This window comes from Conexibacter sp. S30A1 (genome assembly GCF_023330665.1).
GTDB lineage: Bacteria > Actinomycetota > Thermoleophilia > Solirubrobacterales > Solirubrobacteraceae > Palsa-465.
In genome coordinates this window covers 3,080,575-3,106,549 of sequence record NZ_CP097127.1, presented here as the reverse complement: position 1 = coordinate 3,106,549, position 25,975 = coordinate 3,080,575, and the positions used below count along the sequence as shown (strand labels likewise).

22 protein-coding genes and 2 tRNA genes are annotated in these 25,975 nt (G+C 69.1%); 14 read left to right on the top strand and 10 right to left on the bottom strand.

What is annotated here, in order from left to right; all coding sequences use genetic code 11:
* The first annotated feature begins 104 nt into the window (after nucleotides 1-104).
* Genes M3M54_RS14910 through M3M54_RS14900 form a run of 3 tightly spaced genes read left to right on the top strand, consistent with a single transcriptional unit; the run spans nucleotide 105 to nucleotide 2,812 of the window.
* Nucleotides 105-842, top strand: a complete 738-nt coding sequence (locus M3M54_RS14910) for an SDR family oxidoreductase (protein WP_249019816.1) — start codon at nucleotides 105-107, stop codon at nucleotides 840-842.
* 43 nt (nucleotides 843-885) lie between these two features.
* A complete protein-coding gene (locus M3M54_RS14905) occupies nucleotides 886-1,779 on the top strand; it encodes an aldo/keto reductase (protein WP_249019815.1) in 894 nt (297 codons plus the stop codon).
* 16 nt (nucleotides 1,780-1,795) lie between these two features.
* A complete protein-coding gene (locus M3M54_RS14900; protein ID WP_249019814.1) occupies nucleotides 1,796-2,812 on the top strand; it encodes an aldo/keto reductase in 1,017 nt (338 codons plus the stop codon).
* Between the two features lie 567 nt (nucleotides 2,813-3,379).
* Here the strand turns inward: M3M54_RS14900 and M3M54_RS14895 are convergent.
* Together M3M54_RS14895 and M3M54_RS14890 are read right to left on the bottom strand one after the other, a co-directional pair.
* A tRNA-Asp gene (locus tag M3M54_RS14895) sits at nucleotides 3,380-3,453 on the bottom strand.
* A 141-nt stretch (nucleotides 3,454-3,594) separates the two neighbouring features.
* Nucleotides 3,595-3,870 (bottom strand): amidase family protein, encoded by a 276-nt coding sequence (locus tag M3M54_RS14890; RefSeq protein ID WP_249019813.1) that lies wholly within the window; start codon nucleotides 3,868-3,870, stop codon nucleotides 3,595-3,597.
* On the opposite strand from M3M54_RS14890, the gene M3M54_RS14885 reads away from it, so the two are divergent.
* Together M3M54_RS14885 and M3M54_RS14880 are read left to right on the top strand one after the other, a co-directional pair.
* Nucleotides 3,859-4,122 (top strand): hypothetical protein, encoded by a 264-nt coding sequence (locus tag M3M54_RS14885; RefSeq protein WP_249019812.1) that lies wholly within the window; start codon nucleotides 3,859-3,861, stop codon nucleotides 4,120-4,122. The genes M3M54_RS14890 and M3M54_RS14885 overlap by 12 nt on opposite strands.
* A gap of 173 nt (nucleotides 4,123-4,295) precedes the next feature.
* Complete coding sequence (locus M3M54_RS14880; protein ID WP_249019222.1) at nucleotides 4,296-5,645, top strand: transposase; 1,350 nt, start codon at nucleotides 4,296-4,298, stop codon at nucleotides 5,643-5,645.
* Here M3M54_RS14880 and M3M54_RS14875 read toward each other — a convergent pair.
* The 6 genes from M3M54_RS14875 to M3M54_RS14850 form a co-directional block, all read right to left on the bottom strand.
* Nucleotides 5,640-6,668, bottom strand: coding sequence for an amidase (locus M3M54_RS14875; RefSeq protein ID WP_249019811.1), 1,029 nt, complete (start codon nucleotides 6,666-6,668; stop codon nucleotides 5,640-5,642). The genes M3M54_RS14880 and M3M54_RS14875 overlap by 6 nt on opposite strands.
* 61 nt (nucleotides 6,669-6,729) lie before the next feature.
* Nucleotides 6,730-7,431 carry a hypothetical protein gene (locus M3M54_RS14870; protein WP_249019810.1) on the bottom strand — a complete coding sequence of 234 codons (702 nt, stop codon included), beginning with the start codon at nucleotides 7,429-7,431 and terminating at the stop codon, nucleotides 6,730-6,732.
* A gap of 25 nt (nucleotides 7,432-7,456) precedes the next feature.
* Nucleotides 7,457-8,245 carry a DNA-processing protein DprA gene (locus M3M54_RS14865; RefSeq protein ID WP_249019809.1) on the bottom strand — a complete coding sequence of 263 codons (789 nt, stop codon included), beginning with the start codon at nucleotides 8,243-8,245 and terminating at the stop codon, nucleotides 7,457-7,459.
* Between the two features lie 104 nt (nucleotides 8,246-8,349).
* The gene (gene tatA, locus M3M54_RS14860) at nucleotides 8,350-8,745 is read right to left on the bottom strand and encodes a twin-arginine translocase TatA/TatE family subunit (protein WP_249019808.1); all 396 of its coding nucleotides are present in this window, start codon (nucleotides 8,743-8,745) and stop codon (nucleotides 8,350-8,352) included.
* 51 nt (nucleotides 8,746-8,796) lie between these two features.
* Nucleotides 8,797-12,342, bottom strand: a complete 3,546-nt coding sequence (locus M3M54_RS14855; RefSeq protein ID WP_249019807.1) for a hypothetical protein — start codon at nucleotides 12,340-12,342, stop codon at nucleotides 8,797-8,799.
* Nucleotides 12,343-12,448: 106 nt separating this feature from the next.
* The gene (locus M3M54_RS14850) at nucleotides 12,449-13,213 is read right to left on the bottom strand and encodes a hypothetical protein (RefSeq protein ID WP_249019806.1); all 765 of its coding nucleotides are present in this window, start codon (nucleotides 13,211-13,213) and stop codon (nucleotides 12,449-12,451) included.
* 1,044 nt (nucleotides 13,214-14,257) lie between these two features.
* Here M3M54_RS14850 and M3M54_RS14845 point away from each other — a divergent pair.
* The gene (locus tag M3M54_RS14845; protein ID WP_249019805.1) at nucleotides 14,258-14,548 is read left to right on the top strand and encodes a helix-turn-helix domain-containing protein; all 291 of its coding nucleotides are present in this window, start codon (nucleotides 14,258-14,260) and stop codon (nucleotides 14,546-14,548) included.
* Nucleotides 14,545-15,036, top strand: coding sequence for a hypothetical protein (locus M3M54_RS14840; protein WP_249019804.1), 492 nt, complete (start codon nucleotides 14,545-14,547; stop codon nucleotides 15,034-15,036). The genes M3M54_RS14845 and M3M54_RS14840 overlap by 4 nt, the downstream gene beginning before the upstream one ends.
* A 71-nt stretch (nucleotides 15,037-15,107) precedes the next feature.
* On the opposite strand, the gene M3M54_RS14835 is transcribed toward M3M54_RS14840, so the two are convergent.
* Entirely contained in the window at nucleotides 15,108-15,947 is an 840-nt protein-coding gene (locus M3M54_RS14835) for an HAD family hydrolase (RefSeq protein ID WP_249019803.1), read from the bottom strand.
* A gap of 38 nt (nucleotides 15,948-15,985) precedes the next feature.
* Between M3M54_RS14835 and M3M54_RS14830 the strand changes: the two genes are divergently transcribed.
* From M3M54_RS14830 to M3M54_RS14800, 6 genes are read left to right on the top strand one after another with little or no spacing between them, the layout of a single operon-like run.
* Complete coding sequence (locus M3M54_RS14830; protein ID WP_249019802.1) at nucleotides 15,986-18,358, top strand: DEAD/DEAH box helicase; 2,373 nt, start codon at nucleotides 15,986-15,988, stop codon at nucleotides 18,356-18,358.
* 25 nt (nucleotides 18,359-18,383) lie between these two features.
* Complete coding sequence (locus M3M54_RS14825; RefSeq protein WP_249019801.1) at nucleotides 18,384-19,265, top strand: LLM class flavin-dependent oxidoreductase; 882 nt, start codon at nucleotides 18,384-18,386, stop codon at nucleotides 19,263-19,265.
* A gap of 19 nt (nucleotides 19,266-19,284) precedes the next feature.
* The gene (aroA, locus tag M3M54_RS14820) at nucleotides 19,285-20,598 is read left to right on the top strand and encodes a 3-phosphoshikimate 1-carboxyvinyltransferase (RefSeq protein ID WP_249019800.1); all 1,314 of its coding nucleotides are present in this window, start codon (nucleotides 19,285-19,287) and stop codon (nucleotides 20,596-20,598) included.
* The gene (locus M3M54_RS14815) at nucleotides 20,595-22,142 is read left to right on the top strand and encodes an AMP-binding protein (RefSeq protein ID WP_249019799.1); all 1,548 of its coding nucleotides are present in this window, start codon (nucleotides 20,595-20,597) and stop codon (nucleotides 22,140-22,142) included. The genes aroA and M3M54_RS14815 overlap by 4 nt, the downstream gene beginning before the upstream one ends.
* A complete protein-coding gene (locus M3M54_RS16825) occupies nucleotides 22,139-23,305 on the top strand; it encodes an acyl-CoA dehydrogenase family protein (RefSeq protein WP_305883087.1) in 1,167 nt (388 codons plus the stop codon). Before M3M54_RS14815 ends, M3M54_RS16825 begins: the two co-directional genes overlap by 4 nt.
* A 6-nt stretch (nucleotides 23,306-23,311) precedes the next feature.
* A complete protein-coding gene (locus tag M3M54_RS14800) occupies nucleotides 23,312-25,348 on the top strand; it encodes an FAD-dependent oxidoreductase (RefSeq protein WP_249019798.1) in 2,037 nt (678 codons plus the stop codon).
* Here the strand turns inward: M3M54_RS14800 and M3M54_RS14795 are convergent.
* Nucleotides 25,262-25,717 (bottom strand): hypothetical protein, encoded by a 456-nt coding sequence (locus tag M3M54_RS14795; RefSeq protein ID WP_249019797.1) that lies wholly within the window; start codon nucleotides 25,715-25,717, stop codon nucleotides 25,262-25,264. The two genes, M3M54_RS14800 and M3M54_RS14795, sit on opposite strands and share 87 nt — an antisense overlap.
* Before the next feature lie 129 nt (nucleotides 25,718-25,846).
* On the opposite strand from M3M54_RS14795, the gene M3M54_RS14790 reads away from it, so the two are divergent.
* Nucleotides 25,847-25,919 (top strand) — tRNA-Phe (locus tag M3M54_RS14790).
* The last annotated feature ends 56 nt before the right edge of the window (nucleotides 25,920-25,975 follow it).

Here is a 25,975-nt window from a genome sequence, read left to right as displayed (position 1 = left end):
GGGGTGCCCTGGCAGTACCCCTCTGACAGGGCCTCTCACATCTCGGCGGACGGTGCGAGAGTGACACCGGGCCTCATGACTTCCACGCGAAAGAGGACACGACTATGAGCACTCAGGACACCACGGGCCGGGTCGCGGTCATCACCGGTGCGTCGTCGGGGATCGGCGAGGCGACCGCCCGCGCGCTGACCGACGACGGCTATCGAGTCGCGCTGCTGGCCCGGCGTCTTGGTCGCATCGAGACGCTTGCCGACGAGCTCGGTAGCAGCGCGGTCGCGATCGAGGCCGACGTCACCGAGCGCGACTCGATCCTCGCCGCTTCCCGGCGCGTCCAGGATGAGCTGGGCCGCGTCGATGTTCTGGTCAACAGCGCCGGGGTGATGCTGCTCGGCCCGTTCTCCGCCGAGCTTTTCGGCGACTATCGGCGGATGATCGAGACCAACCTGCTCGGGGCGATCACGACGACCGAGGTGTTCCTCGATCAGCTCATCGCCGACGGCGGTGGTGACCTGATCAACCTCTCCTCGGTCGCCGGCCGGACCGCCCGGCCTGGCAATGCGGTCTACGCGGCGACGAAATGGGGCATGAACGGGTGGTCGGAGTCGCTGCGCCAGCAGTTGCAGCCAGACGTGCGGGTGATCGTGATCGAGCCCGGCGCGGTCGCGACAGAACTCACCGACCACATCACCCACACAGAGACCAAGGCCGCGGCCGAACGGATGTATGAGCAGACGTCGATCGCGGCACAGGACATCGCCGAGATCATCGCGTTCGCGGTTTCCCGCCCGCGCGGCGTGTCCCTGAACGAGATCCTCGTGCGCCCGACCGGCCAGGCCGGCTGAACGCGCCAACCCCGACTTTACGACGAAAGAGATCAATTCGACCATGACCGCCATCAGCACACCTCTCCTGGCCCTCAACAACGGCGTCGAGATCCCCGCCCTCGGACTCGGGGTCTTCCAGACGCCTCCCGAGGAAACCCGCGACGCCGTCCGCGCCGCGCTCGACGCCGGATACCGCCACATCGACACCGCCGCGGCCTACGGCAACGAACGCGAGGTCGGCGAGGCTATCCATGGCTCCGCCATTGACCGCTCGGAGGTCTTCGTGGAGACGAAGATCTGGATCAGCGACTACGGCTACGACGAGACCCTGCACGCGTTCGAGAAGAGCGCCCGCAAGCTCGATGTCGAGCAGATCGACCTGCTCATCCTCCACCAGCCGCTTCCGTCGGCGTTTGACCGGACGCTCGAGGCCTACCGCGCGCTTGAGACACTGCTCGCCGACGGCAAGGTCCGCGCGATCGGTGTCAGCAATTTCATGGTCGAACACCTCACCGAGCTGCTTGCGCAGGCCACAGTCGTGCCGGCGGTCAACCAAATCGAGTGCCACCCCTACTTCCAGCAGCCAGACGTCCAGAGCCTCGATGCCAAGCACGGGATCCTCACGCAGGCATGGTCACCGATCGGCGGGATCACCTTCTACCGCGACGGCGACCACGGCAGCACCCTCGATGATTCAGTCATCGGAGCCACTGCCAAATTCCATGGTAGGAGTCCGGCCCAGGTGATGCTGCGTTGGGGGCTGCAGCACGGCCGCTCGGTCATCCCCAAGTCAACCAAGCCAAGCCGGATCGCCGAGAACATCGCCGTGTTTGACTTCGAGCTTTCCGACGAGCAGATGACCGCGATCGACGCCTTGGACACCGGCCGGCGCGGCGGGCCGGAGCCCGACGCGATCACCCTCGGAGCCTTCGGCCGCGAGATCCCCGAAGCCTGAGAGAAGGAGACCGATCATGGAATATCGCCCGCTCGGACGGACCGGAGTGCAGGTCTCAAAGCTGTGCCTCGGCACGATGATGTTCGGCGCCTGGGGCAACAGCGACCACGACGACTCGATCCGCATCATCCACGCCGCACTGGACGCCGGGATCAACTTCGTTGACACCGCTGACGTGTACTCGAATGGTGAGTCTGAGGAGATCGTCGGCAAGGCACTGAAGGGACGCCGCGACGACGTCGTGCTGGCCACCAAGTTCTGGGGAGCGATGGGCGACGATCCCAACCGACGCGGGGTCTCGCGCCGCTGGATTATCACCGAGGTCGAGAACTCCCTGCGGCGCCTGGGCACAGACTGGATTGACCTCTACCAGATGCACCGCCCCGACCACGAAACTGACATCCACGAGACGCTCAGTGCCCTTACCGACCTAGTCCAGCAGGGCAAAGTCCGATACATCGGCTCCTCGTCATTCTCGGCCGGCGAGATCGTCGAGGCACAGTGGATAGCCTGCGATCGCCACCATGAGCGGTTCCGGACCGAGCAGCCGCCGTACTCGCTCCTGGTACGCGGTATCGAGCTCGACGTGCTCCCCACCGCCCAGAGGCACGGAATGGGGATCCTCACCTACAGCCCACTCGCCGGCGGCTGGCTCTCAGGCAGCTGGAGCGCCGACAGCTCACCAACCTCCCCGGCCCGGCAGCGTCTCGCCGCCCGTTTTGACATGACCCTCCCCGAGAACCAGCGCAAACTCGAAGCAGTCGAAAAGCTTGCCGAGGTCGCCGACCAAGCCAGTATCTCCATGATCGAACTCGCGATCGCGTTCGTCGCCAACCACCCGGCCGTTACCTCGGCGATCATCGGACCACGCACAATGGAACAGCTCGACAGCCAGCTCCCGGCAGCTGGAGTCGCGCTGGACCCGGCGATCCTCGACCGCATCGACGAGGTCGTCAAGCCCGGCGTCAACCTCAACCCCGCCGACACCAGCTACGGCGAACAGGTCCTCAAGCCGTCTCTTCGCAGGCGATAGACAACAGCCCCAAAACCACGACAGCAGCGGCCATCAGATGCCGCCCAAAGACTCGCAGGAAATAGCCGTGGGCCCGAGCAAACCGACTCGCACCGAGCGGCAAGGCGACGGCCCATTTTCACCCTCCCGCGACCGGCTGCTAGGCCAGCACAACTGTCCGGCGGTGCTCGTCGGTACGGGTTGAGCCGTCCACGCGCGAAGCGCACCCTTGCTCTGCGGCACCTTTCGGCGAGTTCCGCAGCCCTGGTGCAGGCGTCCATGCCCATGACCGACAGGGAATAGCCCCGGCACCGAATCGATTGCCACCCCCGGCGCGCCGCTCGGAAGCGTTGCCCTCTACAGCCCCCAAGGGCCGTCCGCAGCGACGAGATGCTAGATCCTCGGTATCCGACATCGTTCGCCAAATCGATGTCACGAGATCCTCGCCCACAACCTCCGGCAAAACGAAACCAAAATGGTCCTGAGCCGAATCCCGCGGTTGCCCGCCGCGGTTGCCCGTGAGTCACACCGGCGAGCAACGCGGGCTACGCGAGGATTAAAGTAGCGATTATCCAGGTACTTCTTTGACGGGAGCGACGGGACTCGAACCCGCGACCTCCGGCGTGACAGGCCGGCGCTCTAACCAACTGAGCTACGCCCCCTTGAGGGATCATCAGTATGACAAGCGATGAGCGGATGCGCCTGAAGCCCTCAACACTCGAGATGCGAGCAGAAAGCGAGCCGGCGATTCAGGCATCAGCGCAGGCGCCAAGCACTTCACAGGCCGACGATCCCGAAGCTTCCTAGAGCTCCCGAGAACCTCGACCGTGTTCGGGCGGCACCCAGCCCCCGAACACCGCCTCGAGTTCCAGCGCGACCGCGATGCTCAGATGATCAGCCCCGGGCGCGGCCGCCACCTGCACGCCGACCGGCAGCCCAGCTCGCGATACTCCCAGCGGAACCTCCGTGACCGGTACCCCGGCCAGGTTGAAGACGGCGGCCGGGGTCAGCAACCACGGCCGTCCGTAGGTGCTTCCAAGCCGGGGGGCCGGAGTCCGATGCGCCGGGTGCAGCAGCACGCCGTCACCGATCGTCTCAACCAGCTCGCGCCCGAGTTCCTGAGCCCGGTCCAAAACGCGCCGACGTTCGGCGGTACTGAGCGGCAGCAGCTCAGCGAAAAGCGTCAGCCTGGTTGGCAGGGTGTGATCATCACCGATACCCAGCAGCTGACCGATCCTGCCCAGCCGCCCATCAGCATCCCCCAGCAAGGAGGAGACTCGCGGCGCCTGCGCATCGTCACCCTTCTCGGGTTTCGCACTTTTGTGGGTTGAGCGGCGGCGTGTTGGCGGCGGCGGGGTGGCTGCGGGCTTGATGGCCTGAGCAGCTCGGGGCGGGAGAGGAAGGAGCATCGGCGGCTGCTGCGAAAGCGGTTGCTGTCAAGGAAACCTGTCCGTCGCAGCCAGGGGAGGCGCGCTGCGCGGCTGACCCCTGGAGGTCGCCGCCGATGCTCTGCGTCCCATCTTCGCTGAACGAGCTGCTTGTCCTGTTTGAGTCGTGTTTCACCCAGCCGACGTTCAACACGTTTCGCGCCCTGGTGGTTGGTCAGGTCTCCCAGACCCGTTTGCGGTGCGTGACCGGGATGCTGACAGGCGCCAGGCTGTCGGGGATCTGGCATCACGCTCGCTGCCACCGGTTCTTCGCCAACGCGCGTTGGTCCGTGGACGAGCTGGGGTTGGCGCTCGCGTGCCTGATCGTTGAGCGGTTCACAGACCCCGGCGGGCCGGTGCTGGTCGCGGTCGATGACACGCTTTTGAAACGTCGCGGACGCCGGATCCACGGCACGTTTTGGCATCATGACGCGACCGCTAACAGCCGCTCCGGGTCGGTCGCGTGGGGCAATGACTGGGTTGTGGCCGGGATCTGCATCCGTCTGGCGTTTCTGGAGCGGACGGTGTGCCTGCCGGTCCTCTTCAGGCTCTGGCAGCCCAGACGCAAACAGTATGTGAGCGCGTCAAAGCCCGATCCCGGACGGCCCGGCAAAGTGAAGCTCGCAAACGACATGATCTGTCTGCTTGCCGCCCGGCTTCACGATCGGCAGATCGATGTTGTCGGCGACAGCGCGTATATCAGCGGCGCGTGGCGTGAGCGGCCCAAGCGGGTGACGATCACATCCAGGTTGCGTACCAACGCGGTGCTCTACGCCCCCGCGCCACCACGCACCGGCAAACGCGGCCGACCCCGCAAATGGGGGGACCGGCTCCCGGCCCTCAACAACATCGCACTGGACCCGGCGACCGAATGGGTGGCTCACACCGTCTGTCGCTACGGCAAGCCCGTGACGCTCAAGCTCGCCGAGATCTGCTGCCTATGGGAGCCGCTGGGACCCGACAGCCCGGTACGGGTGATCCTCGTCAAAGACGACACCAGGCCGTGCGGCTACCAGATCGCGCTGATCAGCACCGACCTGCAGGCCACACCCACCCAGATCGTTGAGCGCTACGCCGACCGCTGGCCGATCGAGGTCGCGTTCCTCGAGGGCAAAGAGATCTTCGGGGTCGGCGAGGCCCGCAACCGTACCCCCAACGCTGTCGCGCGAACGGTCCCGTTCCAGTTCCTGGTCATGGACCTCACGATCGTCTGGTACGCCCTTTACGGCCACCACCCCGACATCGTCACCGAGCATCGCGCTCGTGCGCCCTGGTACCTCACGAAAAGCACCCCGTCCTTCACCGACATGCTCGTCAAGCTACGACGAACGATCATCGCCAACCAATTTCAACCCGAACAAGCCCGAACCCCCACAACCCGGGAAATCAGCGCCGTCCAGCAAGCATGGGCCGACGCCAACCTATGAACTGCGAAACCCGAGACCCTTCAAGACCGTCAGAAATGGCAACAACGCCCGCTTCCAACCGGGGCGGCTAACGAACCGGATGCGCGCCCCCGCGGCCGCCAAGGCGCCGGCCGTCCGTTCACGTGCGTCGCGCAGCTCGCGCGCCATCGGCCGTAGCGCACTGTCCTCCACGAGCGTGACGGTCAGCCCATCCAGCGAGGCCTGAGCCGGGTCGCCAAGCGCCATTGGAGCCACCCCATGATCGAACCCGTCAGGACCTGCCATGGTCTTGATCAACGGCAGCAGGTCCTCGGCGCGGCGAGCCAGAACCCCAAGCGACAGCAGCTTCGCGGCAGCGTCGGTCGGTGGCGGCCAATGACCGGTGCTCGGCAGGAGTCCTGCGGTGGGCTTGTGACCGAAGACTCCACAGAAAAGGGCGGGCACACGAATCGACCCGCCGATATCAGCGGCCACCCCGAAGGGCGAGCCGCCGGATGCCACCACGGCCGCTTCACCGCCAGACGAACCACCCGGGGTCCGCGCGGGGTCGTATGGGTTGACGGTACGCCCGTACAGCGGATTGTCGGACTCAATCCAGAGACCAAGTTCCGAGACGTTGGTCACACCGATCGGGATCGCGCCCGCGTCGACGAGACGCTGCACGACGGTCGCGCTGCGCGTTGCCAGCTGACCGCGCCTCGCAGGCACCCCAGCGGTGTGAGGCATGCCCTTGAGCGCGACTGACTCCTTCACCGTGAAGGGCACGCCGGTCAGCGGCGGCAGCTCGGTCAGCGCGCGTCCCCGCAACGCCGAGCCGCCAATCTGGCGGTCTATTTCGCGCGCGCGATCACGGGCCGCGGCAAAATTGTCGGCAACCAGTGCGTTCAAGCGCCGACGATCGCGCTCCAGCACCTCGATGTGGGCTTCCAGCACCTCCGTGGCGGTCACCTCGCGCCGGCGGATTGCCTCGGCCAGCGATATCGCGGAGCGCTCAGTCAAGGAGGCGGTGCGAGCGCTTGACCCAGTCTGATCTCTCAGTGACATCGGCCGCGCTCAGGCTAGCGGCTGCGACTCACGCCGCGGAGCACATTCGGGCTTTTCTCGGTCATGCGCACAGAACGCACCGCTCGTAACTGAAGCCGAGTCGCTGCAGGGCGTCAAGGCTAGCGTCGTTGTTGTGCCAGGAGCGGTTCAGGTGCCTGGCAAACGCGACCGCCGCCACGCAGCGCGCGCCGGCAGCCAGAAGTGCGCCGGCGGCGCTCTGGGCGCTTGCGCCGCTCGTCCACATGTCGTCGACCACGAGCACCGACTCACCCGCGAGCCTGCGCGTGGGGGCGTAACGGGCCGGATCGTAGACCCGCGGGATCGCCACCGAGTCCGATCTCACGAGCAGCCGTTCATAGCGCCCCCTGGTGACTTCGGAGAGCTCACCCACGATCCGCCGCAGCGGATGATGCAGATCCCTCATCGGGTCTGCGGACGGGACGGTCGTGATCCGGTCAAAGCCCTGAGCCAACCCGACTGCGGAAGCGATGCAACGCTCGTGGCCGGCGAGAAAGCGTTCACAGAGCTGAGCGAGCGCGGCGAGCGCCTGGGGGACCGAAGTGTCAGCCGCGCGCTTGTAGGTGATTATCAACCGGTGTAGATCCTCGCCGCCGACGCTGTAGGAGATCGGGACGACCACGGCGAGCCGCTGCTCGCCGTGGCGGCAGGCCCAACACAAACCCTCGCCGTCGGTCAGGTTCAGACAGCAGCGACACACCCCCGGGCCATGGCGAGGTGCGATGAGAACGCGCTCGGCGAGCAACCGCGGACCAGTCGGCTGCGGCCGCTCAGCGTCCGAAGAGATCGAGCACATCGCCGGGTTCACTGGCAACCACGACACCCGGTAGCTCCGCGAGGCTGCGCGCCCAGGCAGAGTTGAGGACCGGGCGCATGAGCACCACCAGACGACCTTGTGCCAGGGCCTGACGGGCCTGTATGCGCGTACCGCTGTGCTCGGACGCCTCGATGATGACGCTGCCCAACGACATACCGGACATCACCGCGTTGCGGGCCGGAAAGCTGCGGGCCGTGGGGGGCGAGCCGGGCCAGAACTGCGAGACAATCGCCCCGTGACGGGCAACCTGGGCCTGGAGCTCGGCGTGCTCCGGTGGGTAGACCCGGTCAAGTCCGGTGCCAAGCACCGCAATCGTCCGTGCCGCGACCGAGCGGGAGCGACGCGAGAACCCTCCGGATGGCTCAGGCTGCGAGGCGCGCAACGCCAGCACCGCGCGATGTGCTTCGGCGTCAACGCCGGCCGCCAACCCGGATATGACCGTGAAACCGGCGCTCGCAAGCGCCTCGGACACAGCACGGGCCGTCGCGAGCCCAGCGTCGCTTGCCTGTCTGCTACCGATCACCGCAACCGCGCGCTGGTCGCTGTTCAGCAGCTCCCCCATCACAAAGAGCAGCGGCGGCCGGTCGCCGGTGACACGCAGGTTCTCCGGATAGCCCGCTCCGGTGAACGTCAGGACCCGGTAGCCGGTCTCGCGCCAGGCGTGAAGATCCGACTCGGCGCGGCTGAGCGCGGCGTAGGACAGCAGGCCGAGCTCGCGCTCGAGCACCGCGGGCGCGGACACCGCTCCTGGCCCGTGCTTGCGTACCTCAAGGACATAGCGCGTCCACGCACGCCCGCCCTCGCGCAGAAGCGCGACCAGCGCCGCGGTCTGGTCTGACTCCGCGGTCAGTCCGCGTACTCGGCCGGATCCAAGTCGACCGGCGCGACCTTCGTCACGGCAGCGGAACTCGGCATCTGCGCCGTCGCGTACTGGGAAGGTACGTAGCTCGCCGCCTGGGGCTCGCCCACGGTGATGTCGCGCTCGAACGTCGGCGGAGCCTGTGCCGCGAGGACCGTCGGCGCCGCGGCAGTGGGGCCGGCAGCCGCGGCGGCCGGACCATCCAACGCGTCGTTGAACATGCCTCGCGCCTCGTCCTGCACGCCCTGCAGACCGTGGCGGAAGTCCCGCAGGCCACGACCCAGCGAACGTCCCACCTCGGGCAGACGCTTCGGTCCAAGGACCAGCAAAGCGACCACGAGGATCAGCAGCAGGTGCGTTGGCTGAATGATGTCTCCGAGCATGTCTACCCAGCATAACGGCGGCCGTGCGGATTTGGATCACTTTGCTGACAATCAGCCGACGTGACGCGTTAGGGTTCTGCTGTGCGCGCCCAGGAACGGCCACCCCGGATTCAGCCGCGGCAGCACCACCAGCCACAACCTGTAGGTCAACCCGCGGGTGTCTGCCGGGAGCACGAACGAGAAGCGGTAGGAGCCGCGCAAATCCGTGCGGACGGTTCCCAGCTGCTGGCTTCCGGGATATCCAACGATCTTGCCCTCGACGGTTACGTTCAGGCCGCGCGCGGGCACATGCCCGCCGAGCACGCGACCGCTCAGCGTCAGCCGCTGCCCGGCAGCAGCCTGAGTAGCGTTCAGAGTTACCCCGCCGGTGAAGCGCTCCGTGATCCGAGCTACCGCGGCGCGCAGCCTTCTCGTGCCGGCATAGGTCACGTAGACACTGCGACTCGCCCCAGCGCCAATGCTGACGCGATACGCGCCGGTAGCGCTGGTCGTGGTGGTGCCGAGCAGGACCGGCGAATGCCCTACCACCTGGCCCCAGACGTCGATCGGTGCGTGCGGGATTGGCCGACCCCCTGCCCTGATGTTGCGCAGCGCACCTGTCAGCGTCAGGCTTCGCCCGTAAGCGACCGCGACCGCGTGCGGCGCAACGGCGTCACGCGAGCAAGGTCTGGCTCGGCCACCTCGATTCCGTTCGCGACCGGCTGCATCGTTGGGACTGCAGCGCCGGCGAACAAGCTTCCCGGCCGACGCGGACAGAGCCTGCGGCGACCAGGCCAGGAGGTCATGTGCGGGCGCCAAGGGCACCGGCGTAAGGAGTTCGACATGAGCTGTCCTCACCATCCCGTGCAACGCCCGTCGCGGCAAGCCGCGCGGCTTGGCCTCTGTATGGCCGACCGGGCCGAGCACCGGGCTCGTCCCGACCAGCGCGCTGCTTGTGTTCGGCACGTAGGGCTGCAGGGGCGCCGGTACCGCCGGCACCCCTGCACCATGGACTCCCCCCGCCATCAGGGTCAGTTCCGTTGTGGCCCGCAGTGGCAGCTGCCACACGGTCTTCGTCCCCTGCGGCCCAGCGGTGATCTCCGCGGTGTTACCCGCCACATCACCAACCTGCGCGCTGAACTCATAGCTGCCGGCAGGCACATCGGCGTCGTCGAGGTTCACCTCATAGACATCCGTGCCGCCGGCGGCGAGCCGCGCGAGACCGAGGTCGTAGACGCTTCCGGTGACAGTGTTGGTCGCGTACACACGCACGTAGGCGACCCCCGAGGCCAACGCGCCGCCCGGATCGTAGACGCTGAGCTCGATGTCGTCCGGCGCGCTCGCTGAGATGTTGTCGAACTGACCAGCGGGCGGCGTGGCATCCTCCTCGAACTGGTAGGAGCCAAGCTGGTACACGTTGCCGGCAGCGTCCGTGGCACTGCAGGTGAGCTCGCCACCCGGCGGCGGGACCGTGACCGTGACCTGCTCCCCGCCCGCCGCATCGCGGTTGAGATTGTTGAGCGGCCAGCTTCCCGTCAGCGGGCCCGTGCAGGCGATCGACGCGACCGGCGCCTGCCCGGACGGCAGGTTGGCGGTGATCGTGATCGGTTGGGCGGTGCGCGACCAGGTCGACTCAGACGGGCCGTTGGAGTACGGGTCCCCACCGCCGTCAATCAGCGGCGAGCTACCCCACTGCGTGGTCCCGCAGCCCGTACCGCCGCACGCCGACGCCGGGTCCTGAACGTCGACGGTCTCAACGAACGGCTCACCGACCGTTCCGGCGCCGGTTGTCGCCACGCAGCTGATCTTGTTGGGGCCATTCCGGGTCAGCTCAAACGACGTCACGTAGCTCGCACTGAGGGCCGGCAGAGAGACCGGCGAGCCGTTGTCGGTGCATGCGATGCCCGCGATCCCCGAGAGGATCTGCGGCTGCCCGGTCGCGGTGTTGAGCTCGCCAGCGCTGACCACGACCGTGGGCGTTCCGGCTATCCAAGTTCCGTTGGCGGGCGCCCCGCTGTAGGTGACCGTCGGCGTGTTGGTGTCGATCGCGACGTCGAAAGTCGCAGGGTCAGAGGCACCAGACACCCCGGTGTTGGAGATCGCATAACAGCTCAACACGTGTGGGGTCTCGACGCCTGGGCTGTTGCCTGCGACAGTGATCTGGTCGTCCCCACCAACGGGCACCGGCTTACCGTCGACGAGGCAGCTCACCGAACGGAGCCCGCTGGGGCCAACATCGGGAACAACCGTCACTGTCTGCGCCAGGTCGGTCCAGCTGCCGGGGCTGTAGCCCTGATCCACGTAAGAGATCGTCGGCACCGTCGCGTCAACATCGAACGTGCCGGAGGTCGAGCCGCTGAGCGCGCCGTTGGCGTCGCCGTTGGCCGCCGTGCAGTTGACCGCGTTCACGCCGTTGGTAGTCGTTGGGACGGCCCAGACCGTAGTGCCAGCCCCACCGGTGCTGCCGCTCTGTAGCCGCGGCGTGACCGCGTCGCCGTTGTCGCTGCAGGTCAGCGACGCCAGGCCTGAGGGCCCCGTCGTGACGTTCAGCGACTCGCTGGTCTCGGCGGTCCAGCTGCTGGGGCTGGTCGCCCAGGACAGCGCAGGCGCCGTGTCGTCGATGTGAACAGCCCCGGTGCTCGCAACCGCTGGCGAGCCGTTGGGGCTGAACCCCTGCGCCTCGTAATTTCCTGGGTTTGACGCGAGCACCGACGCTGCGTAGGAACCGGACGGCAGGTTCGCGGGCAGGGTCCAGGTGCCGGTCTCCGTCTGGCCCGTCCAGCACGGATCGAGGCCGTTTGCAAACTCCTCACCAACCGGCGGGCCCGGGTCTGTGATCGCGGGGTTGGCATTGCCAAGGCTGCCGCTGCTCACGCTGGCAGCCCCCTGCAGCGCCACCGCGAGCGAGCAGACGCCCGCCGGGTCGTAGGCGGAGTAGTTGACGCCGAGCGCGCCGGTCTGAGTCTGGTACCACGCGCTGCCGTTGACCGACGCGCTCCAACTCGCGCCACCGCTGGGCTGGTTGTACGAGTCCTGGAAGTTTCCCGAAAGGTTCGTGACCGAGTAGTTGGCCGCGTCCCCGCTGCTGCAGTCGCCGTCTCGCGCACACCAGATCCAGAGCTTCAGCGTCTGATAATCGCTCTGTGGGTTGGAGGAAGGGTCAGTGGACTCCGCCTCGGCGTTGACGTAGTTCCAGCCCGAGGTGTTTCCGGTGGTGTTGCAGGTACCGGGCGCAACCCCGCCCGGGCCGGTGCTGTCGCGGGCAACCGGCGCGCCGTTGGCTATCCAGACGCGCGGCGCCGACTCGCTGACCGAGCAGTCCCTGGTCCACGGGAAGTTCAGATCGGTCGGCGCGCTCCCACCAGACCCGGTGAAACCCGAGGACAGGCCGCCCGTGTCGTCCTCGTTGGCGACGTTGAAGCTGGCTGAGGTGTAGGCGAAGCCGCCGAACTGGACGCCGCTTGGAGCGGTCCAGGGCACGCTAGCCACCGAGCTGTTGGCCGGGTACACACTGCCTGACGCCGATCCCTGAATGGTGCCCGCGTTCAGCATGCCGTTGTACGGATTGGCTTGCGCGGCCGCGGGAGCAAACACACCCACGAGCCCGACCAGGATCACAACCGCGACGCACTGCTTCAGAGCTCGTGCACGCTCCGAGCCGCTGACGCAGCGTGAACTGCCCCTGGGGGGTCCGCCAACCGCCGGCTCTCTGAGCAACCGGGGCTCAACAGGTGACCGAGAAGGCAAAGTCACTGCTTGTCGCATAGTCGGTGGTTGTCGTAAGTCGGACCGTAAAGCCGAGAAGATGCGCGCCCGGCGAGTTCGCGTCGTCGAACTCCGCGACGTAGGCGGTCGGCTCGCCCGTGGGACTCGAGCCGCTCGCCGGGGCGGCGTACGGGTCGGTGTTTGGCGTGACCAAGATCACCGGCTCGGTCGGAGTCGGCGCCGTGCAGTCATCGACCTCCACCGAAACACTCCCCGTACCTCCACTGACGACCGAGACACCAGTCCCGTAGGCGAGCTCTGGACCTGACGCGCCGTACACCACCTCTCCGTAGGCGTTCGGCCCCGTGCTCGCTCCCGCAGGCCCCGCCGGGCCGGTGGCGCCCGCCGGTCCGGCTGCCCCAGCAGGGCCTGCAGGGCCGGCCGGTCCCTGAGGCAAAGTCAGATGCAGGGTGTCCACCCCGCGGCGGCCCCGTGTTAGCGACGCGCGTGCGCCGTCCAGCGCGCTGGTCGTGGTGACATCGACCCTCGGGTTGAGCCGCACGGACGTGCCGTTGCGTCCGGCCGGCCCCCGCACGGCCCAGACAACCGGCCGTGAGCCACGCGGACAGCGAGCGTTGAGCGTCAGCACATGCGGCCAGGCGATGCCCTCGCAGGCGTGGATCTCCGTGCTGCGCGATGCGGCGAAGGCGTAGCCACCGCCGGCAAGGACAACACCGGCGAGGAGGCCGATCATGATCTGTAGGGGTCTCGGTCTGCTGCTCATGGTCGCCTTTCGCTCGTTCGCTTCCTGTCGCTCAGAGACTGCACGCACCGCCGTTGGTCACACTCGGCGCGCATCCGGATGCTCGGCGCGATGGCGCAACCTCGGTCGCTGCCCGCACCGGCGCGGTGACGGGCACCGTCTGCCCAGGCGCAGCGGGGCGGCTCGAGGCCACCGCTGCGGGGGGTTCGCCAGCGCCTGATGCCGCTGGGACGCCGGTGTGAGCGTCCCGCACTACCCGATCGCTCCGAGTCCCGTGGCTCGCTGCCCACTGGCGCCGGGAGCTCGCCGGCCTATGAGCCGGCCGCCCGGAGCGCTCGGCGGTGCTGCTCGTGACCGTCCGCACAACCAACTCGCGGACGGGGATCGTCTGCGTGACGGTGAGCTGGCGCGTATGCGCCGCAACCCTACGGGTGCTCCGCGACGGTGCCAGGCCCGCGCCCAACATGATGGCCGCGGCCGTACCTGCAGCCAGCGCCACAACCGCAAGGACAACCGTCTCCAGTCTACGCAGCCGCCCCGAGGACGCGGCCCTGGCAAGCGGCGCGGACGCGGCTGTGGCACCGACCACGGAGTCTGCGGCTACGTCGATCCACGCCTGGATGTGGTCGTCATCCTCTGACGCCCCAGCCACGGTCCGCTGCCCGCGTTGGCGCTCGCGCAGAGAACCCGGGTCTGGTCTAACACCCGGCTGGCGCGCGGGGCGATCAACCGGCGAAAGCTCGCTGACTCGCTCAAGTGTGGCGCTGTCACCGCCCCAAAAGTCCATTGCGTGGGTGAGCACCGCTGGCGGCTCGTCTCGCTCCGAGGGCTCCGTGCCGATCGGCACCAGCTCCGCTGGCGAGCCGTACCAGGGCCGCGGCAGCGGAACCACGTTGGTGACCGCTGCCCCACCCCCGCCCTGCTGGTCGCTTTCGAAATCCTGACCCGACACCTGATCCTCCCGGTCCGAACTTCCGTCCGGACGCGATGACATCATCTCAGTTCTTATTAGGCTCAGTTAGCTTCAATTACAAATATCGCATCCAACCCGTAGAATCAATGACTATGTTGGAAAACGAATTCGAGGAGTCGTTCCTGACCGTCGCGGAGGTCGCGGAACTCCTGCGACTCAACCAACAGACGGTCCGCAACTGGATCGACGCGGGCACACTGCCGGCCGTGCGTGTGGGTAGGCGCGTCAGGATCAAGCGCTCGGACCTCAACCGGATCGTGGAAGCTGGCTATCAGGGCTCACAGGCGCCAGCCTCTCCGATTTCGAGCCCGAGTGCAACTGACTTCTGGAGCGGCGAGGCGGTCGGGGTCGTGGAGCATCCGGACGTCGGGGGGTCGAGATGAGCGACACAGGCGCAACGAGCTTCGGCGATGACCTCGAAGCCGAACGTGAGCGCGTCAAACGACTGGTGGCGCACGCGAGCGCGAGCTGGGCGGAGGCGATCCGTGCCCACCGCTTCGCGCCGCCGGATCAGGGCTTCGCGGCCCGCCTGCTCCGGCTCTCAGAGGCCGCAACCGCAGAGCAGCTCGCCTGGCAGCAGGCGCACGACGCGGGGATGCAGTGGCGCCCGGTTCCCGGAGCCGCCGAGGCGGAGCCACCCTACGAGCTGCGACCCGGCACCGGCAGACGTGGCCCTGAGGATCTGTGGCAGCGCTTCGACACGGCCGTGGCCGAGATGAACCGCGCGATCGGCGGCTCGGACGCCGCGGCGGTGGCGGCGGCCTTCGGCGGCATGGCGGACGCGGCGGGGCAGCTCGCACGCGCAGTCTCCGACGAGGATGCGATCACAAGGGCGGCGCGGGAGCTGGCGCGCAGTCGCTCGGCCGCCTGACGCAGGCGCGACGCTGGGCCGCCTGACACACCGCGCCACAGGCTGAACACGCGAGGGGCGGCCGCGCCGCCTCAGCGCGACTGCGCAAGCGTGGTCACGACCGCCTCGTAGACACCCGCGCCGCAGCGCTCGGCGCTGACTCTCACGTTCCCCCACGCCGCCGCCGCGCCGCGCAGGTCCGGGTCGGTCTCGACCGCGTTTGCGACCAGCCAGAACGACCCGACGGAGCGGGCCATCTCAAGGTCCTCGTGCGAGTCGCCGCAGGCGATGCACTCCTCCGGCGCGTAGCCGCGTATGCGCATGTGCGCCGCGACAGCCCGGGCCTTCGACGCGACCGACGGGATCAGGTGATAGGCGTGCACACGCTCGCCCGGAATCCCCCAGCCGGCCGCCGGACCGACCGGCCCGTGCGCCGCCAGCAGGCCGTTGTCAACCAGCCTCAACCAGCCGAGGCCCGCCTCGCCGAGCAGCGCGTCGGCCTCCTGCACCGAGACGTTGCCACGAAAGAGGTGTGAGACCTCGCGGTCCTGCGACCACGGCGTGTGGTACTCGAGTCGCCCCGCAAAGGCGTCAAGCAACAGCTCCGGCGCACCGCTTGCGGCGATCTGGTCGTGGATCGAGCCGTGCTCGGGCGACGGCACACGGTCACCGGTCAACCAGTGAAGCTCGCCGTCCAGCACGAGGCCGCAGCCGAGCTCGAAGATGTAGGAGCGTTGGCCGATCAAACGCATCACCTCCCAGACGCCGCCCTGGCGGCGGCCCGTGACGATCACGACCTCCACGCCCGCGCGTGCACACGCCTCAAGCGCCCGGGCACCAAGCATCGTGAAACCGCCGCCGTGGCCTGAAAACAGCGAGCCGCCCCGGCCCACCAGGGTGCCGTCCAGGTCCACGTAGAGCGCGCGCAGCATCGGCCGCGACGCTAGCAGCGCCCCGCCATACTGACCTTGTGGCCACCACCAGAGCGAGCCGGAACGCCGAGCGCACGGGCGCCGGACACACGGGCGCCGGACGCACGGGCGCCGGACACACGGGCGCAGAGCCCTGGGAGAGCCTCCTCCAAGCAGGGCGCGAGAACTCCCGCCTGGTGCATGACCAGCGCACCCTGAGCCAGCAGGCCCACACGGCTCCGATCCCCGACGAACTCGACCCCCGGGTCCACGATGCCCTGGCCCGCGCCCGTATCAGCTCCCTGTACCTGCACCAGCGCGACGCGCTCACGAGCGCCTTCGCGCAGACGACGATCGTCACCACCGGCACCGCCTCCGGCAAGTCGCTGTGCTTCCAGCTGCCGACGCTCGAGACACTGATCACCGACCCGCTCGCGCGCGCGCTCTACCTCTACCCGACCAAGGCCCTCGCCCACGACCAGGCCCGTTCTCTGCACGCCTTCGGCCTGCCGCAGCTGCGCCCTGCGATCTATGACGGCGACACCCCGTCAGCGGAGCGCACCCAGGTCCGCCGCCGCTCGAACCTGGTGATGACCAACCCCGACATGCTCCATGTCGGCATCCTGCCCCACCACGCGAAATGGGCAGACTTTCTTGGCAACCTCGCGTTCGTGGTCATCGACGAGGCGCACGTCTACCGCGGCGTCTTTGGCTCCCACGTCGCCAACACGCTGCGCCGCCTGCGCCGCGCCGCCGCCCTGCACGGCTCAGAGCCGCGCTTCCTGCTGGCCAGCGCGACAATCGCCAACCCCGCCCAGCACGCCGCCGCGCTGACGGGCCTCACCGACGTCAGGCTGATCGACAACGACTCAGCGCCGCTGCCGCAGCGGCGCACCGTCGTCTGGAACCCGCCGCTCATCGACGAGCGCCTCGGCACCCGCGCCTCCGCGCTCGCCGAGGCCGCCGAGCTGCTCGCACAGCTGACAAGCGCAGGCGCGCGCACGATCTGCTTCATGAAGTCCCGCAAGGGCGTCGAGCTGATCCTGCGCATGACTCAAGATCGACTGGCGCCCGAGCTCGCACAGCGCATCACCCCCTACCGGGCCGGCTACACCCCCCAGCAGCGCCACGAGATCGAGGCGCGCCTGGTCTCCGGCGAGCTGCTCGGCGTCGTCTCCACCGACGCGCTCGAGCTCGGGATCGACATCGGCAAGCTCGACGCCGCCATCTGCGTGACGTTCCCCGGCACGGTCGCGAGCCTGCGCCAGATGTGGGGCCGCGCCGGGCGCCGTGGCCGTGGGCTGGCGGTCTACGTCGCCGGCGAGGACGCGCTTGACCAGTTCTTCGCCCGCCATCCGCAGGAGTTCCTCGCCCGACCCGTGGAGACGGCGATCATCGACCCACAGAGCCCCGAGATTCTCGGCCAGCACCTGCTCTGTGCCGCCTACGAGCAGCCGCTCACCGAGGCTGACACGCCCTACTTCGGCGAGGAGCTCATCGCGCGCGCACGCGAACTTGCCAACGCGCGTCTGCTGCGCGAGCGCGCCACCGGCTTCGTCCCCGCCCACCCCGACGAGTACCCGGCCGGACAGGTGGCGCTGCGCTCCGCAAGCTCAGACAACTTCGCGCTGATCGACGCCTCCACGGGCGAGATCATCGGCACGATCGAGTCGGTGCGCGCCTACTCAACCGTCCACGACGGCGCGATCTACCTGCACCTTGGGCGCTCCTACCTGGTCTCGGAGCTCGACCTGGACGCCCGCCGCGCGATCCTCACCCCTGACAACGGCAACTACTTCACCCAGGCCAAGCGCGAGAGCATGACCTACATCGAGCGCCTGCGCGAGACACGCTCAAGCCACGGCGTGCGCCTCTCCTACGGTGAGGTCGTCTACTCCGAGACGGTCCTCGGCTACCAGCGCAAGCTGCTTGCGGACCAGAGCGTCGTCGACTTCCAGTCGCTTGACATGCCAACCACCGAGTTCGCCACGCGCGCCCTCTGGTTTGAGCTGGATGAGCTCCTTGGCGGCCCCGGGGCGGGCGGCCCGCTGGCCGCCCACCCCGCCGAAGCGTTCCCGGCCGACCTCCTGCTCGGCAGCCTGCACGCGCTCGAGCACGCCCAGATCGCGGTCCTGCCGCTGATCGCGATGTGTGACCGCTGGGACATCGGCGGCCTGTCGACGGGCATGCACCCGCAGACCGGTGGGCCGACGATCTTCATCTACGACGGGCACCCCGGCGGCATCGGGATCTCCCGCCGCGGCTATGAGGCCTTTGACCAGCTGGTCTCAGACGCGCAGCGGCTGATCGCCGAATGCCCCTGCGCGGCCGGCTGCCCCTCGTGCGTGCAGTCGCCCAAGTGCGGCAACCTCAACGAGCCGCTCTCCAAGCGCGGCGCGCTCGAGCTGCTTGCGCGCATGCGCGCGGCCTGACTGCCACCCCGGTAGATTGCCCGGCGTGGTCCGCCTCGGCCTGAACCTCCCGACGTTTGACCCGCTGCGCGTCGGTGGCCCGCCCCGCTTCGTCCAGGCGGCCCAGGCCGCGGAGCGCACCGGCTTTGACGCGGTCTGGGTGGGCGACCACCTGAGCAGCCCCGCGCCGGTGTATGAGGCGAGCGTCGCGTTGGCCGCGGTCGCGGCCGTGACAGCGCGCGTGAACCTCGGTTTTGGCGTGATGCTGCTCGGCCTGCGCCAGCCCGCCTGGGTCGCCAAGCAGCTGGCCACGCTGGACGCCCTGGCCCCCGGGCGCTTGCTCTTCGGTGTAGGGGTCGGCGGCGAGTTTCCGGAGGAGTTCAGCGCCCTGGGCCTCGAGGTGGGGCGCCGTGGCCGCCTGCTCGACGACGCCCTCACCGCCCTGCCCAACTGGCTCTGCGGCCGCTCCACACCGGCGCTTTCACCGACGATCAGCCACATGCCGCCGATCTGGGTGGGCGGGCGCAGCGACGCGGCGCTCGAGCGCGCCGCGCGCACCGGCGACGGCTGGCTTGCGACCTGGACGAGCCCCGCGCGCCTGGGCGAGCGCGGCGAGCAGCTCGCCGCGCTCGCCCAGGCGCGCGCACGCCCCCGGCCGGCGCTCGGCCTCGCGATCAGCGTGCTGATCGACGCCAACGAGGGCCGCGCCCGCGAACAGGCGGAGGATTACATCCAAGCGATGTACGGGATGCCGTTTGAGCGCGTGGAGCGCTACACGCCGGTCGGCAGCCTCGAACGGGTCGCCGAGAGGTTGCGCGCCTACATCGACGTCGGCGTCACCGAACTGGTGCTCACACCGCTATCACCGGAACCGCTGGCCCAGGTTGGGCGCCTGGCGGAGCTGCGCGAGCTAATCTCGCGCCCATGATCCTCGTCGGGGAGTCGCGATGCGCCTGCTGGTGACCGGCACGCAGGGCCCACTCGAGGGCGAGGTCGCAATCCCGCCGTCCAAGTACCACGCCCACCGGGCGCTGATGCTGGCCGCGCTCGCACCGGGCCAGAGCACGATCGCGGACCGGACCGAAGCCCGCCACGTCCAGTTCACGGTGCAGGCGCTGCGCGAGCTCGGTGTCGGCGTCACGAGCAGCGGCCGCCAGTGGCGGGTCAGTGGCGCCACCGGCTTCTCGCCGAGGACCGACCAGGTTTCGGTCGGCAGCTCCGGCACAACCCTCTACTTTCTGATCGGCCTGGCGGCGCTGAGCGACTGGCCGGTGACGATAGTCGGCCAGCGCTACTTCCGCCGCCGCCCGATCGGCCCGCTGTTGCGGGCGCTGCAACGGCTCGGCGTGAGGCTCGAATACGAAGAGCAGACACTGCCTGTCACCGTCCACCCGGGGCGCCCGCGCGGCGGTCACGTGCGCATCGACGGCACGCTCTCGCAGTGGATCTCGGGCCTGCTGATGCTGGCTCCGTTCGCCACCGAGCAGGAGACCACGATCGAGGTCGTCGGCGAGCTCAACGAGCGCCCCTACCTGGAACTGACGGTGGAGATGATGCGCGACTTCGGCCTCGAGGTGGCGGTCGGCGAAGACTGGCGCCACTTCACCGTTGCGCCCAACCAGACACCGAAGCCGCGCCTGGATTACCTGCTGCCGCCTGACATCGGCTCGGCCGCCTTCGGCCTGGCCGCCTGTGCGCTTCACCCCTCGAAGGTCACCTTCACAAGCCGCGTGCCGATCCACGGCCATCCCGAGGCGTCGGTCCTGACCGAGCTGCAGGGCGTCGGCGTGCCGATGCGCTTTGCGCCCGACGGCCTCTCGATCACGATCGACCACGACGGCACCCCGCCGGTCGCCGGCCACCTTGACTGCCGCGACATTCCCGACATGGTCCCGATCCTCTCGACGCTCGCAAGCCGCGCCCGCGGTCACACCGTGCTCTCGCACGTCTCGCACGTGCGCCTCAAGGAGTCAGATCGGGTCGCCTCGATGCTGCAGCTGCGGCGCATGGGCGCGCACGTCGAGTTCGACGGCAACGACCTCGAGTTCCATGGCGTCGAGCGCCTGCACGGGGCGTCCTTGTCCTCCTTCAATGACCACCGCGTGCTGATGGCGCTGGCCGTAGCCGGCTCGGCCGCCGAAGGGATCACCGAGCTCTCCTACCCGCACGCCTACCGGATCTCCTACCCCGAGTTTGCCGCGCACATGAACGCGATCGGCATTCCGGTCAGCGTCGGGCGCGAGCTGACGCCCACGCCGTGAGCGGCTCGATCACCTCAAGCCTCGCCCGTCACGCGCGCGGGCGTGCAGACACGCCCGCCGTGATCGAGGTCGGGCCCGGTGGTACGAGGCGCTCGCTGACGTTCGCGGAGCTCGACACCGCCTCAAGGCGCTGGGCCGCAACGCTGGCACGGTTGGGTGTCGGCACCGGCGAGCCAGTCGCCTACCAGCTGCCCAACGTGCTCGACTTCGTGGCGATCTCGCTCGGCACAATGATGCTCGGCGCCGTCTGCGAGCCGCTGATGCCAATCTTCCGCGAACGCGAGCTCGAGTTCATGCTGGGCGCGAGCGCCACCCGGGTGCTGATCGTCCCGGGCACGTTTCGCGGTCACGATCACCTCGCGATGGCGCGCGGACTGCACGCCCAGCTGCCGGACCTCCGGCATGTCGTCTGCCTCGATGACGCGCCGGCCGAGGCGCCCAGCGCCCCACCGCCTAGCGACCCGCGGCCGGAGCTGACCGCGCAGCTGCTGTTCACCTCTGGCTCGACAGGCGAGCCCAAGGGCGTGCTGCAGACACACCGCGCGCTGCAGCAGGCCGCGCTGATCCACACCCGCCACTTTCGCCTGACCGCCAAGGACGTCATCTACGTCCCCTCGCCGCTCGCGCACCAGACCGGCTTTCTCTACGGGATGTGGATCGCGCTCGCGCTCGGCGCCACACAGGTGATCCAGACGACCTGGGAGCCGGAGATCGCCTTTGACGCGATGGCGCAGACGGGGGTCAGTTTCGTGCAGGCCGCAACGCCGTTTCTGGCCGACCTGGTGCGCGTCGCCCAGACGCGCGAGCGGACGCTGCCGGCGCTGAAGACGTTCGTTGCCACCGGCGCGGCGATCCCGCGTGAGCTCGCACGCGAGGCGCGCGCCGCGCTCGGCGCCGAGGTCGGCGGCGCGTTCGGCACCACCGAGAGCTGCCTGGGCGCGGCGTTCGTGCCCGGCGAGGACCCCGAGCGCGCCTGGTCAACCGACGGCCGCGCGCTGGAGGACATCACCCTGCGGGTAACAGACGACGACGGCAACACGCTTCCGGCCGGCGCGGAGGGCAACTTCGAGGTGCTCACCCCGACGCTCTTTGAGGGCTATCTGAACCGCCCGGAGCTGACCGCGCAGGCGCTCACCCCCGACGGTTACTACCGCACCGGGGACCTCGCCCGGATCGACGCGGACGGCTACCTGCACATCACCGGGCGCGTCAAGGACGTGATCAACCGCGGCGGCGAGAAGGTGCCGGTGGTGGAGGTCGAGCAGGTCCTCTACGCGCACCCATCGGTGCGGGAGGTGGCGATCGTGGCGATGGCGGATGAGCGCCTGGGCGAGCGGGCGTGCGCCTTTGTGGTGCTCGAGCCCGACGGCGAACTCGACTTCGAGGCGATGCAGCGCCACCTGGACGCCCAGCACGTCGCGAAGCCCTACTGGCCCGAGCGGCTCGAGCTCGTGGACGAGCTGCCGCACACCCCATCCGGCAAGATCCAGAAGTTCCTGTTGCGCGAGGCGCTCGCGCTGGAGAGAAAGGCGATAGCAAAATGACCACAGCCGCAGCGCTCGACGCCGCGCCGACACCGGTTGACGAGGACGAGTTCCGGGCCCTGAAGGCCGAGGTGCGCGCCTACGTCGATCACGAGGGCGAGGCCTGGACCGAGTTGATCGAGGCAGAGCACCGCGTCCCCAGCGAGCTCTGGGACGAGCTGCGCGCCCGCGGCTACCTCAGCCTCGCCGCCCCGCGCTCGCTCGGCGGACGCGGCCTGCCGTTTGCCCGCTATCTGGAGCTGATTGAGCTCTTCTCCCGCCCGCACGCCTCACTGCGAATGATCGTGCACGTCTCAAACGGGCTCTGGCGGGCGATGCTGCCGCACGCAAACGCCGAGCAGGTCGAGCGTTTTGTGCGCCCCCAGGTGAGCGGCGAGCTGCGGGTCGCCTTCACGCTCACCGAGCCCAACGCGGGCACCGGCGCCGACATCAAGTCCTCGGTGGTGCGTGAGGGCGATACCTACTACCTGAGCGGGCAGAAGCACATGATCACGTTCGGCCACAGCGCCGACTACCTGCTCTTGGCAGCGCGCCTTGAGGGTTCGCGCGGCGGCGAGGGCACGGTCGCGCTGATGGTCCCCGCCCACGGAGAGGGCGTCGATAACCGGCTGATGGCCGACACGATGGGCGTCACCGGCACCGACCACGCGCACCTGATCTTCGACCGCGCGCCGGTGCCGGTGGCTAACCGCCTGGGCGCGGAGGGCGACGGCCTGGAGGTCGCAGTCGGCGGCTTCCTGGTGCCGAGCCGCATCTCGGTGGCGATGACCTGCGTGGGGCTTGCGGGCAGGGCGCTCGACCTCGCGGTCGAGCGCGCCAAGCAGCGTGAGACCTTCGGCAAGCCGATCGCCGCGCGCCAGGCGATCTCGTTCCGCCTGGCGGAGATGGCCGCGGACCTGGAGGCGGCGCGGCAGCTGACGCTGTACGCGGCGCAGACCTGGGAGCGCGACCCGGCCACCGGGGCCAAGGAGTCCTCGATGGCGAAGCTGGTCGGCTCCGAGATGCTGCAGCGCGTGACCGACGGGGCGCTGCAGGTCTTCGGCGGTATGGGGTTCTTCAAGAGCCCGATCGAGCGGGTCTACCGCGACGCGCGCGCGCAGCGCTTCGAGGAGGGCACGGTCGAGGTGCAGAAGCAGACGATCGCGCGCGAGCTGCTGCGTTAGCCGGGCGTGCACGAGCACGTCTTCAGGCCCGGCCGGATCGGCCCGCTGGAGCTGCCCCACCGGCTGGTGATTGGGGCGATGCACCTGGGCATCGAGCGCGAGGACGACTCAGGGCGCGCACTCGCCGCCTTCTACGCCGAGCGCGCGCGGGGCGGCGCCGGCCTGATCGTGACCGGCGGCTCGGCGGTCAGCCGGGTCGGCGCCGGCGGTGCCAGCTACAGCCTGATCAACGAGGACGCCGACGCCGCGCGCCTGGCGGCCATCCCGCAGGCGGTGCACGCCGCCGGCGGGCGCGTGCTGCTGCAGCTCTTCCACGCCGGACGCTACGCGTCCAGGGACGTATTCGGGCTCGACCCGGTGGCGCCGTCGGCGGTGTACTCGCGCTACTCGCGTTGCGAGCCGCGGGCACTGAGCGAAGAGGAGATCCTCGCCACGATCGAGGACTTCGCGCGCGGCGCCGCCCGCGCCCGCGAGCTCGGCTTCGACGGGGTTGAGATCATGGGCTCGGAGGGCTACCTCCTGAGCCAGTTCATGGCGCCGGCGACCAACCTGCGCGAGGACCGCTGGGGCGGCGAGCTGGAGGGCCGGATGCGCTTCCCGCTGGCGGTGGCGGCCGCTGTGCGCAGCGCACTGGGCACGGGAGGGGCGCTCGTCTACCGGCTGTCGGGCGCCGACCTGGTGCCGGGCGGCGCGAGCATCGAGGATGTGCGCGAGCTCGGTAGTCGGCTGGCCAGCGGGCCAGCCGACGCACTGAATGTCGGGATCGGCTGGCACGAGTCCCGCGTGCCGACGGTGCAGGCGGTGGTGCCCCCGGGTGCCTGGGCGCCGTGGGCGCGTGCGGTGCGGGAGGCGGTGAGCGTTCCGGTGATCGCCTCAAACCGGGTCAACACTGCCGCCCTGGCCGACACGCTGGTGGGCGCCGGGATGTGTGACTTCGTGTCGCTGGCGCGGCCGTTTCTGGCCGACCCGCTGTTTGTCGAGCGCAGCCGCAGGCGTCAACGCGTGAACGTCTGCATCGCCTGCAACCAGTGCATCGACGCCTCGATCTTCGACCGGCGGGTCTCGTGCGCGGTCAACCCTCGGGCGGGGTTCGAGACCGCCACGCGGCTTGACGGCGAGGGCGCGCGCGTGGCGGTCGCGGGTGGCGGGCCGGCGGGCATGGAGGCGGCCAGGGCGCTTGCTGCGAGCGGCTTCGCGGTGACGCTGTGGGAGGCGGGCGAGGAGCTCGGCGGGCAGTTCCGGATGGCCCGCCGGATCCCCGGTAAGGAGGACTTCGGGCTCACCGGGAGCTACTTCGCCGGGGAGCTTGAGCGGCTCGGGGTGAATGTGCGCCTGGGGGCGCGGGCCTCGCTTGAGTCGGTTGCGGGCTTTGATCTGGTCGTCGTGGCGACCGGCGTGGTGCCACGGGCGGTGGCGCTGCCGGGCGTGGAGCTCCCGCACGTGCTCACCTACGCGCAGCTTCTGGGCGCGAGCGACCCGCGCGCATTGGTCGGGGAGCGGGTGGCGATCATCGGCGCCGGGGGGATCGGCGTGGATGTCGCGCACCTGTTGTCACTTGACCCCGCGGAGAGCTTCTACGGGCGCTACGGCCTCGATGGCGACCCCTGTGTCGCCGACCACCATCGACGGTGGTCGGCGACACAAAGGTCGGCGCAGGCTTCGCGGCGGGTGACGGTGATGCGCCGCAGCGGGCGGATCGGGGATGGTATCGGTGCCTCGACCCGCTGGGTCGTGGTCGAGGAGCTACGCCACGCGGGTGTCGAGCTGCTCGCCGGCGTCACCTACGAGCGGATCGAACCGGAAGCGGTCGTGGTCCGTACCGAGGACGGCACGCAGCGGCGGATCGGCGCCGACAGCGTGATCCTCGCCGCCGGCCAGGAGCCGGAGCGCTCCCTGGCGGACGCGCTCGCCGCCGCCGGACGCCCGCACATCGTGGTGGGTGGCGCCCGCGACGCCTCAGGACTCGACGCGGGACGTGCGTTCCGCGAGGGGTTCGAGGCGCCGGCCGCCGTGCTGCGCGCGCTCGGGTCTGCCCCGGCCTGACGGCTCGGGCCATTCGTGCGAGCTCGCCACCTGCCGGCCGAGCGGGCGCGGCCCGGCGTCGGTCCCGAGCGCCTGTGCGGGCGCCAGCCACCCCAGCGGCAGCCGGTGTAACAGGCCCTCACGCTCGGCCGCCGTGACGGCCTCGTCCAGCGATGCCTGACTCCAGTGGTCAACCCCGCAACGCCGGGCGATCTCCGTCTGCGGCGCCGGGCAGCCAAGGTGCCCGAGCTCGTGTGCCAGGCGATGACCGGCGCTCACGATCATGCTTCGATGACGCTCCGCGAGCGTCATCGAGAATTGGGTGTCGTGCTCGCGCGCGCCACGCAAGTCCGCCCCTTTCTGATCATTCCAGCGGTGCTCCTGCTCCATGCTCTCTGGCTACCCACGCCAACCCGCGCTTGCACAGCCCTTGTCACATTCCGGACAGCCCCATGGTCGAACCCCGGGCCACACCGGGACCGCCGGGGGTGCAGACCCTTCGCTAGCATCGGTGCCCTAGGCGGGATAGCTCAGCTGGTAGAGCACACGACTGAAAATCGTGGTGTCCCCGGTTCAAGTCCGGGTCTCGCCATACGACGAAACCCCTGCTAGTTGGCATCTTTTGCGGGTGAACTCAACCGGGCTCGA

Excerpts from the sequence above, each read along its gene's own strand:
- M3M54_RS14910 (WP_249019816.1), top strand. The coding sequence starts at position 105 with ATGAGCACTCAGGACACCACGGGCCGGGTCGCGGTCATCACCGGTGCG.
- M3M54_RS14905 (WP_249019815.1), top strand. The coding sequence starts at position 886 with ATGACCGCCATCAGCACACCTCTCCTGGCCCTCAACAACGGCGTCGAG.
- M3M54_RS14900 (WP_249019814.1), top strand. The coding sequence starts at position 1,796 with ATGGAATATCGCCCGCTCGGACGGACCGGAGTGCAGGTCTCAAAGCTG.
- M3M54_RS14880 (WP_249019222.1), top strand. The coding sequence starts at position 4,296 with ATGCTCTGCGTCCCATCTTCGCTGAACGAGCTGCTTGTCCTGTTTGAG.
- M3M54_RS14875 (WP_249019811.1), bottom strand. The coding sequence starts at position 6,668 with ATGTCACTGAGAGATCAGACTGGGTCAAGCGCTCGCACCGCCTCCTTG.
- tatA (WP_249019808.1), bottom strand. The coding sequence starts at position 8,745 with ATGCTCGGAGACATCATTCAGCCAACGCACCTGCTGCTGATCCTCGTG.
- M3M54_RS14850 (WP_249019806.1), bottom strand. The coding sequence starts at position 13,213 with ATGAGCAGCAGACCGAGACCCCTACAGATCATGATCGGCCTCCTCGCC.
- M3M54_RS14845 (WP_249019805.1), top strand. The coding sequence starts at position 14,258 with ATGTTGGAAAACGAATTCGAGGAGTCGTTCCTGACCGTCGCGGAGGTC.
- M3M54_RS14840 (WP_249019804.1), top strand. The coding sequence starts at position 14,545 with ATGAGCGACACAGGCGCAACGAGCTTCGGCGATGACCTCGAAGCCGAA.
- M3M54_RS14835 (WP_249019803.1), bottom strand. The coding sequence starts at position 15,947 with ATGCTGCGCGCGCTCTACGTGGACCTGGACGGCACCCTGGTGGGCCGG.
- aroA (WP_249019800.1), top strand. The coding sequence starts at position 19,285 with ATGCGCCTGCTGGTGACCGGCACGCAGGGCCCACTCGAGGGCGAGGTC.
- M3M54_RS16825 (WP_305883087.1), top strand. The coding sequence starts at position 22,139 with ATGACCACAGCCGCAGCGCTCGACGCCGCGCCGACACCGGTTGACGAG.
- M3M54_RS14795 (WP_249019797.1), bottom strand. The coding sequence starts at position 25,717 with ATGGAGCAGGAGCACCGCTGGAATGATCAGAAAGGGGCGGACTTGCGT.